Annotated in this window: 5 protein-coding genes and 1 pseudogene; 3 read left to right on the plus strand and 3 right to left on the minus strand. The window is 70.9% G+C overall.

Annotated elements, in window-relative coordinates:
• Positions 1 to 315 precede the first annotated feature (315 nt).
• Positions 316 to 1,815 (plus strand): DNA-binding protein NsdB, encoded by a 1,500-nt coding sequence (locus tag AOK01_RS30460; protein ID WP_055517323.1) that lies wholly within the window; start codon positions 316 to 318, stop codon positions 1,813 to 1,815.
• A 32-nt stretch (positions 1,816 to 1,847) separates the two neighbouring features.
• On the opposite strand, the gene AOK01_RS30465 is transcribed toward AOK01_RS30460, so the two are convergent.
• The 3 genes from AOK01_RS30465 to AOK01_RS30475 all read right to left on the minus strand — a co-directional run bounded on the left by AOK01_RS30465 (position 1,848) and on the right by AOK01_RS30475 (position 6,151).
• Positions 1,848 to 3,368: a PP2C family protein-serine/threonine phosphatase gene (locus tag AOK01_RS30465; protein ID WP_055517324.1), complete on the minus strand. Its 1,521-nt coding sequence runs from the start codon at positions 3,366 to 3,368 to the stop codon at positions 1,848 to 1,850.
• A 278-nt stretch (positions 3,369 to 3,646) separates the two neighbouring features.
• Positions 3,647 to 4,387 (minus strand): HAD family hydrolase, encoded by a 741-nt coding sequence (locus AOK01_RS30470; RefSeq protein WP_055517326.1) that lies wholly within the window; start codon positions 4,385 to 4,387, stop codon positions 3,647 to 3,649.
• Positions 4,388 to 4,489: 102 nt separating this feature from the next.
• Positions 4,490 to 6,151, minus strand: a complete 1,662-nt coding sequence (locus AOK01_RS30475) for an alpha/beta hydrolase (RefSeq protein WP_055517327.1) — start codon at positions 6,149 to 6,151, stop codon at positions 4,490 to 4,492.
• A gap of 262 nt (positions 6,152 to 6,413) precedes the next feature.
• Between AOK01_RS30475 and AOK01_RS30480 the strand changes: the two genes are divergently transcribed.
• The gene (locus AOK01_RS30480) at positions 6,414 to 7,145 is read left to right on the plus strand and encodes a chaplin (protein ID WP_107099963.1); all 732 of its coding nucleotides are present in this window, start codon (positions 6,414 to 6,416) and stop codon (positions 7,143 to 7,145) included.
• Between the two features lie 133 nt (positions 7,146 to 7,278).
• Positions 7,279 to 7,467, plus strand: a pseudogene (locus AOK01_RS30485) (GNAT family N-acetyltransferase); the annotation flags it as partial.

Raw genomic sequence — 7,467 nt, forward strand, 5'->3', positions numbered from 1 at the left:
GGGTCGAGGTAGGGGCCGCCGCCTCCGGGGCGGGCGTGCAGCGACCGGGGTGGGGCGGACACGGAGGACGATGCTGTGTACATGGGCGAGACAGATCCCTTCGTGTGCCGGCGAGTTACCGCGTCACCCGCCCCGGTCACACCGGTACACCCTGGGGAATGTCCCTCGGCGACCGGGTCGGGGTGGCGCGTTCCTACCTGACACCCGGCGCCCACTGGCACACCATCTGGCGTGCCCTGGCGAACCCTGGCGAATAGTCGCTCAGCAACTGTCGGACGGTTACTGTCAACTCAGCCGAGAACCTGGGGGCTTGACGTGAGCGGACAACCCAACACCCGTCTGTCGGACCTGTTCGGCCTGGCCGGCTGGTCCAAGGGCGAACTCGCGAGGATGGTCAACCGGCAGGCGGCGGCCATGGGCCACCCCCAGCTGGCGACCGACACTTCGAGAGTGCGGCGGTGGATCGACATGGGAGAGATCCCGCGCGATCCGGTGCCGCGGGTGCTGGCAGCCCTGTTCACCGAGCGTCTCGGCCGTGTCGTGACCATGGAGGATCTCGGTCTGGTCCGGCACGGGCGTACGGGGAAACGGCAGAGCGGCGGGAGTGCGGAACATCCCGACGGTGTGCCGTGGGCGCCCGAGCGGACTGCCGCGGTCCTCACCGAATTCACGGGAATGGACCTCATGCTCAACCGACGCGGCTTGGTGGGTGCGGGCGCCGCGCTCGCCGCAGGATCCGCAATCAGCAGCTCCATGCACGAGTGGCTGCACACCGATCCGGCCCTCGCGGCCGACGCTCCGGAAACCGACCATCCCCTGCACGCCGACCCCGCCGGGTTCGACCGCTACGAGGCCGCCCCCATCGGGTCGCAGGAGATCGAGGAACTGGAGCGCTCTGTCGAGGTGTTCCGGGCCTGGGACGCGGCCCGCGGTGGCGGCCTGCAACGAAAGGCTGTCGTAGGACAGCTCAACGAGGTGGGAGGCATGCTCTCCTACCGACATCCCGACCATCTGCAGCGGCGCCTGTGGGGCGTCGCCGCCAACCTCGCCGTCCTCGCGGGCTGGATGTCGCACGACGTCGGCCTGGAGCCCACGGCTCAGAAGTACTTCATCATCGCCGCGCACGCGGCCCGAGAAGGCGGTGACCGGCCCCGCGCGGGCGAGGCGCTCTCCCGAGCGGCCCGTCAGATGGTGCACCTCGGCCGGCCCGACGACGCGCTCGACCTCATGAAGCTCGCCAAGTCGGGATCCGGCGACGAGGTCCTGCCTCGTACGCAGGCCATGCTCCGCACCATCGAGGCCTGGGCGCAGGCGTCGATGGGCAAGGGCCAGGCCATGCGGCGCACACTGGGCGAGGCGGAGGACCTCTTCGTCTCGGACAGCGGTGACGTGCCGCCGCCGAGTTGGATGCAGCTGTTCGACGAGGCGGACATGCACGGGATGCAGGCCCTGGCCTACCGGACACTCGCCGAGCACGAACCGGCCGCGGCCGCCGTCGCGCAGCGCCATGCGAAGGAGGCCTTGGCACTACGGGAGAAGGGCCGGAACCGGTCGCAGATCTTCGACCACATCTCGCTCGCCTCGGCCTGCTTCATCGCCGACGATCCCGAGCAGGCCGACCGGTACGCACGGCTGGCCCTGACGTCGATGGGTTCGAACTCGTCCCATCGCACCTGGGACCGGCTCCGTGAGATGTACCGGCTGACGGGGCAGTACTCCAGCTATCCGAAGATCCACGATCTGCGGGAGGAGATCAAACTCTCGATGCCCAAGGGTTCGTTGAAGCAGAGGGGCACCAACAACGCACGGGCATAACGGGCCCGTGCGTCGATGGCTCAGCCGATGACTCAGGTGGTGACCCGGGCCACGAGGACGCAGGCGTCGTCCGCGCGTTCCGTCTCGCCGAACTCCTCCACCACCGTCCGTACGCAGTCCTGGGCGGTGCGGGCCTCGCCGAAGCGGGGGGCCAGGCCGAGGAGACGGCTGACGGCCGCGGCGCCTTCCCCGGTCTCGACGGTGCCACCGGTGTCATCGGTGTCGATGAGGTCCGGGCGCCCGGTGTGGGCCGCGGCCGGACGGGAGGACCCCTCTCGCAGGGGGGCCAGTCCGTCGGTGTGCAGGAGCAGTAGGTCGCCCGGCTCCAGGGGCTCTTCCGCCTGCCCGTAGACGGCACCCGAGGTGGCGCCGAGCAGCACGCCGGCCGGCGGGGTCAGCGTGCGCCCCGTCCCGTTGCGGAACAGCAGCGGGGCGGGGTGTCCCGCCTGCGCCCAGACAAGGGTCCGGCTCTGCGGCCGGTAGCGGCAGCACACCGCGCTGCCCAGCGTCGGCCGGGCCGAGGCGTCGAACAGCTGGTTGAGCCATGTCATGAGCCGGCCGGGCTCGGTGCCCGCCACGGCCATGCCGCGCAGCGCCCCGAGCAGCATCGCCACGCCCGAGGTGACGGTGACCCCGTGGCCGGTGAGGTCGCCCGCGCTCAACAGCGTGTCACCGCCGGGCAGTTCGAAGGCGTCGTACCAGTCGCCGCCGATCAGTGCGCTGGTCGAGGAGGGGAGATAGCGGGCGGCGAGCTCCAGTGTTCCCGGGCCCTGTTCAGGGAGGAGGGAACCTCGCCAGGGTGGCAGAACGGCTTCCTGCAGCTCGACCGCGAGGCGATGCTCGGTCTGCGCGACATGCCGTTGACGCTGCAGCGAGTCGCGGGTCTCGCTGACGGTCCGCTGACTGCGCCGCAGCTCACTGACGTCACGCAGCACGGCCCACATGGAGACGGTGCTGCCGTCCACGTCGAGCACGGGCTCGCCCATCATGTGCACGGTCCGTACGTCGCCGTCGGGCCGCAGCATGCGGAACTCGCCGTCGATCGGCTTGGCGTCGATCAGACAGTCCGTGACCATCGAGGTCAGCCTCGGACGGTCCTCGTCGAGGACGACGGAGGGCAGTTCGTCGAGGGTGAGCGGGGGAGCGGCGGGGTCCCGGCCGACGATCCGGTAGAGCTCACCGGACCAACTCGCCTCGTCCGTGAGGAGGTTCCACTCGGCACTGCCGACCCGGCTGATCAGCGAGCCGTGCGGGGAGGACGCGGCCGGCACGGCTCGTACGGCGGGAGGCGCCGCTTCGGGCTCGACGGGCACGGGCGGAGGGCCGTCCCTCAGCTGCGCCAAGTGCGCGTCCAGGTCGTTGAGTTGGTGCATCGCCAGATCGCACAGGGCGCGCTGCCAGCGTCCTTCCGGGTCCGTGCCGTCGGCCGGCGCGTCGCGTCGTACGGCGTCCATGTCGCCCCGCAGCCGACGCGTCTGCGAGATGAGCGCGTCGACCGAGCCGCGCGGAGGCGGCTGGGCGGCCGGGTGGTCCGCCGAGAGATGGGACGGCATGACGTACTCCGATACAGGCACGGTACGACCAAGGCAGAAGGAAGGACCGTTACGACTGTTGCACAGCCTGCGACGCGCTGTAAGGGATTTGGCAACACGCGACTCGGTCATGCCTGTGGCGTATGCCGCAGTCCTTGCGGAGCCCCTGACGGGGACGATCTCAGTACGCGGGCCCGACTTTCAAGTCGCGGGCCGGACAAGTGAATTGACATAGCGCCCGGCGTGCTCGACGTCCAGCCGGACATGCGTTCGGTGAGTATATGTGCGGGTGTCCTCGCCTATGCATCAGAACTCACCCCGGCCAGCCGCAGCACCGCGTCCAGGCCCCGGTGCGCCCCCGGGGCCGCTCCGGCGGGCAGCACATAGGCACGTAGTCCGGCACCGGCCGCCCCGCCGTCCTTGGCCGGATGGTCACCCACCATCAGCGTCTCGGCGGGGCTGACCCCCAGTTCGCGGCAGGCGTGTCCGAAGAGCACCGGGTCGGGTTTCTCCGTGTCGTGGGCGTAGGAGTGCACCCACGACGAGATGTGCTGATCGAGACCGTGGTGCGCGAACGTCGCCCGCAGGTCCCAGCCCACGTCACTGACCACGCCGAGTGCGATTCCCCCGCCGGTCAGCCGCGCGAGCGTGGACCCGGTGTCCGCGTACGGCACCCAGTGCTCCGGCGCCCGCAACTGCGCGTAGAGCGCGTCCGCGTGGGGCGCCAGCTCCGGCACCGACGCGTACCAGGTGGTGAAGGCGTGCCGGTGCGCCCGCGACGACACATCGCGCCCGCGCTGCGCCTCGACCACCTGCGGGTCGGTGAGTCCTGTCTCCAGCCCGTCCAGTAGCCGGTCCATCTCCCGCTCGCCGACGGGCCGCCGGAGCACGGTGCGGATCCGGTCCGCGTACGTGCCGACCTGGAAGAGCGTGCCGCCGAAGTCGAAGAGCACGGCTCGTACGGGGGCCGGAACCCGCTCGGGGGTCGTGGCGCGCAAGGGGCCCTCGGGGCCGCAGACCGGGAGCGGGGAGTGAGTCATGTGATCTTCCTAGCCGCTCGGCGCGGCAGGGGCAATGCCCGTGTCCCACGTCTCCCTGACCATGCGGCCCCCACGACCCCACCGCCCTCATGGCAAGGCGCCTCACTCCTCCGAGCCGCACGAGCTGCCGTCGGCAGGCAGTCGTCCGTACAGCAGGAAGTCGTCGACCTTTCGGTGCACGCATTTCGAGGAGGCGTAACCGGTGTGGCCCTCGCCCTTGTTGTCGAGGACGACGGCCGACGGGCCGAGCCGATCCGCCGTCTCCGTGGTCCAGCGGTACGGGGTCGCCGGGTCACCGCGGGTGCCGACGAGGAGCATCTCCGACGTGTCGACGTCCCGTACCTCGTCGCGGATGTACGAGGTGCCCTTGGGGCGGCCGTAGCACATCAGGGCCTCGGCGAGCCGGTACCGGCCGAAGACCGGCGACGCCTGCTCGTACTTGGCGCGCAGCTTGCGGAGGTTCTCGGTGATCTGGTGCGCGGTGGGCCGGTCGGGATCGTCGGCGCAGTTGATGGCCATCAGCGCGGCCGGGAGGTTGTCGAGGGGGATGTCTCCCTCGTCGACGAGGCCCCCGTCCCGGTCTCCGCTTCCACCGCCGCCCTCGTCCCTGTTCCCGTTCCCGTTTCTGTCTTCGTTCCGGGCGTGTCCGCCGGTTCCGGGTACCTTGCTGCCGCCGCTGTGGAACCCCATGATGCCCCGCGTGTCCCCGTCCTGGACCAGGGACGTGAGTGCCCGCGAGAGGGCCGGCCACAGCTCCTTGCTGTAGAGGGCCTGCCCCATGGCGCCCACCAGGTCCTGGCCGGAGAACGGTATGCCGAAGTCGGACGGCACCGGGTCCTCGTCCAGCGAGCGGATCAGCCGGACCACCTCCTCCCGGGCCGAGCGCGGGTCCTGGCCGAACGCGCAGTTGACGTCCTCCGCGCACCAGTCGAGGAAGTCCTCCAGGGCGGTCTGCTGGCCCTGGGCGCCGATGATGCCCTGCTCGCTCAGCGGTTCGGTGAGGGTGTCCACGCCGTCGAGGACCATGCGGCCCGTCTTCTTGGGGAACTTCGCCGCGTACACCGCGCCCAGCCGCGTTCCGTACGAGAAGCCGAGGTAGTTGAGCTTCTTGTCGCCCACGGCCGCGCGCATCACGTCGAGGTCGCGCGAGGCGTCGACCGTGCCGATGTGCTCCAGCACAGGACCCGAGTGATCCGCGCAGTCCTTGGCGACCTTTCGCAGCACGTCGAGAGCGGCCCGGACGTCGGCGCTCTCGTCCGCCTCCGACTCGGCCTCCGCGCGGTCGTCGGGGTCGTCGGGGTCGACGTCGGTGGATCCCATGGCCTCGTCCGTGCTGTCGCCGCAGCTCACCGGGGAGCTTCGGCCGACGCCGCGCGGGTCGAAGGTCACCACGTCGTAGCCATTCGTGAGACCCATGAAGTCCTTGCCGCCGCCGGAGAGTTCACTGACTCCCGGCCCACCGGGCCCACCGAAGTTCAGCAGCACCGAACCTCTGGACTTGCCGGTCGCCCGGAACCTGGCCATGGCCAGGTCGAGCGTCCCGTCGGCGGGGTTCGCGTAGTCGAGGGGAACCGTCACCTTTCCGCACTGCAAACCCTCGGGCAGCCCGTCGCCGGCACAGGCCGACCACTTGATTCTCTGGTCGTAGAAATGGGACAGGTCGGAACGGTCTGCGGCAGCCGCGGCCACCGACGGCAGCCCTGCTCCGAGCAGGGCCATCGTCATGGCGCAGGTGAAGGCGCGGCGTCGTTGCGTTGGCAGCATCAGGCCTCCCGGGACGCCCCGGCCCGCAGCCGGGATTCCCCCTCGATCACGATAAGGGGGCTCCTCCGGCCACGCCTCTCGGCGAGCGAAGCGGCCACGCAGGCCCTATCCTGTGCCGCTCGAACCGCGCTTCGAACGGCGCTTCGATCGGCATCCGCTCGAAGGGGTGGTCAAGGGCGGACGGGCCATAACCCGCGTGGGTTGCCCGCGTTTGACCGGTGCGGGCGACCGCCCGCGACCGTGTCTGGAAGGCAGGGAACCTATGAAACGGGTTGCCCGAAATGGTTTGATCATCGCGGCCGCCGCCTCCGGCGCCGTGGCCGTGACGACGCCGGCGTACGCGGACTCCGCGGCCGACGGAGCCTCGGCCCACTCGCCCGGCGTGATCTCCGGCAACACCCTTCACCTCCCGGTACACGTTCCGGTGAACGCGTGCGGGAACACCGTGAACGTGGTCGGACTCCTCGACCCCGCGGCGGGCAACAGTTGCGCCGACGAGGGCGACGGTAGGGGCGGCGGTAAAGGCCACGGCAAGGGAAGCGGCACGGCAGGCGGGCACAAGGGATCCGCCGGCACGGTCGCCGAGGGCGCTGCGAAGGGCTCACCGGGCCTGATCTCCGGCAATGGTGTGGCGCTCCCGGTCGATCTCCCCGTGAACGTCACCGGCAACTCGGTGAATGTCGTCGGCATCGGCAACCCCGCCGTGGGCAACGAATCCACGAACACGTCCGGCGACCGGCCGCACCACCCGGCCACGCCGTCGAAGCCGCCCGTGAAACCGGCCGACGCGGCCGACCCGGTGGAGCCCGAGGCCGCGCCGCGCATCCTGCCGCAGGGAGCCACCGAGGCGACCCTCGCCCGCACCGGTACGGACCTGATGGGCCCGACGGTCGCCGCCGGCGCCGCGCTGATGCTGGGCGGAGCCGCGCTGTACCGCCGCTTCCGGCCCACCGCCGCCGTACGGCGGTCCGAGCGCCGGGCCGCCGGGCGCTGACGCGAACCCACGGGCGCACCGGCCCGGGCCACGGTTTTCCGCGAACCGTCACCTGGGGCGGTGCGCACACCGCCGAGACCTCTTCCCTCTCTTCTTCCCCCTCTTCCCCTCTCCCCACGAACGGAGCGCATCGATGACCTCGCCGAACCCCGAAGGCCTCGTCGTCACCCAGGCCTCGCTCGCCGACTGGCCGGTGATCCGGGCGTGGGCGGGGGACGAGGGGGGGGACCCCGGGGTGTCGGACGGGCCGTGCTTCTTCGCCCAGGAGCCCGACGGGTTCTTCCTCGGCCGGATCGAGGGCGAACCGGTCTCGGCGATCTCC

It is taken from the genome of Streptomyces aurantiacus (genome assembly GCF_001418335.1).
Taxonomy (GTDB): domain Bacteria; phylum Actinomycetota; class Actinomycetes; order Streptomycetales; family Streptomycetaceae; genus Streptomyces; species Streptomyces aurantiacus.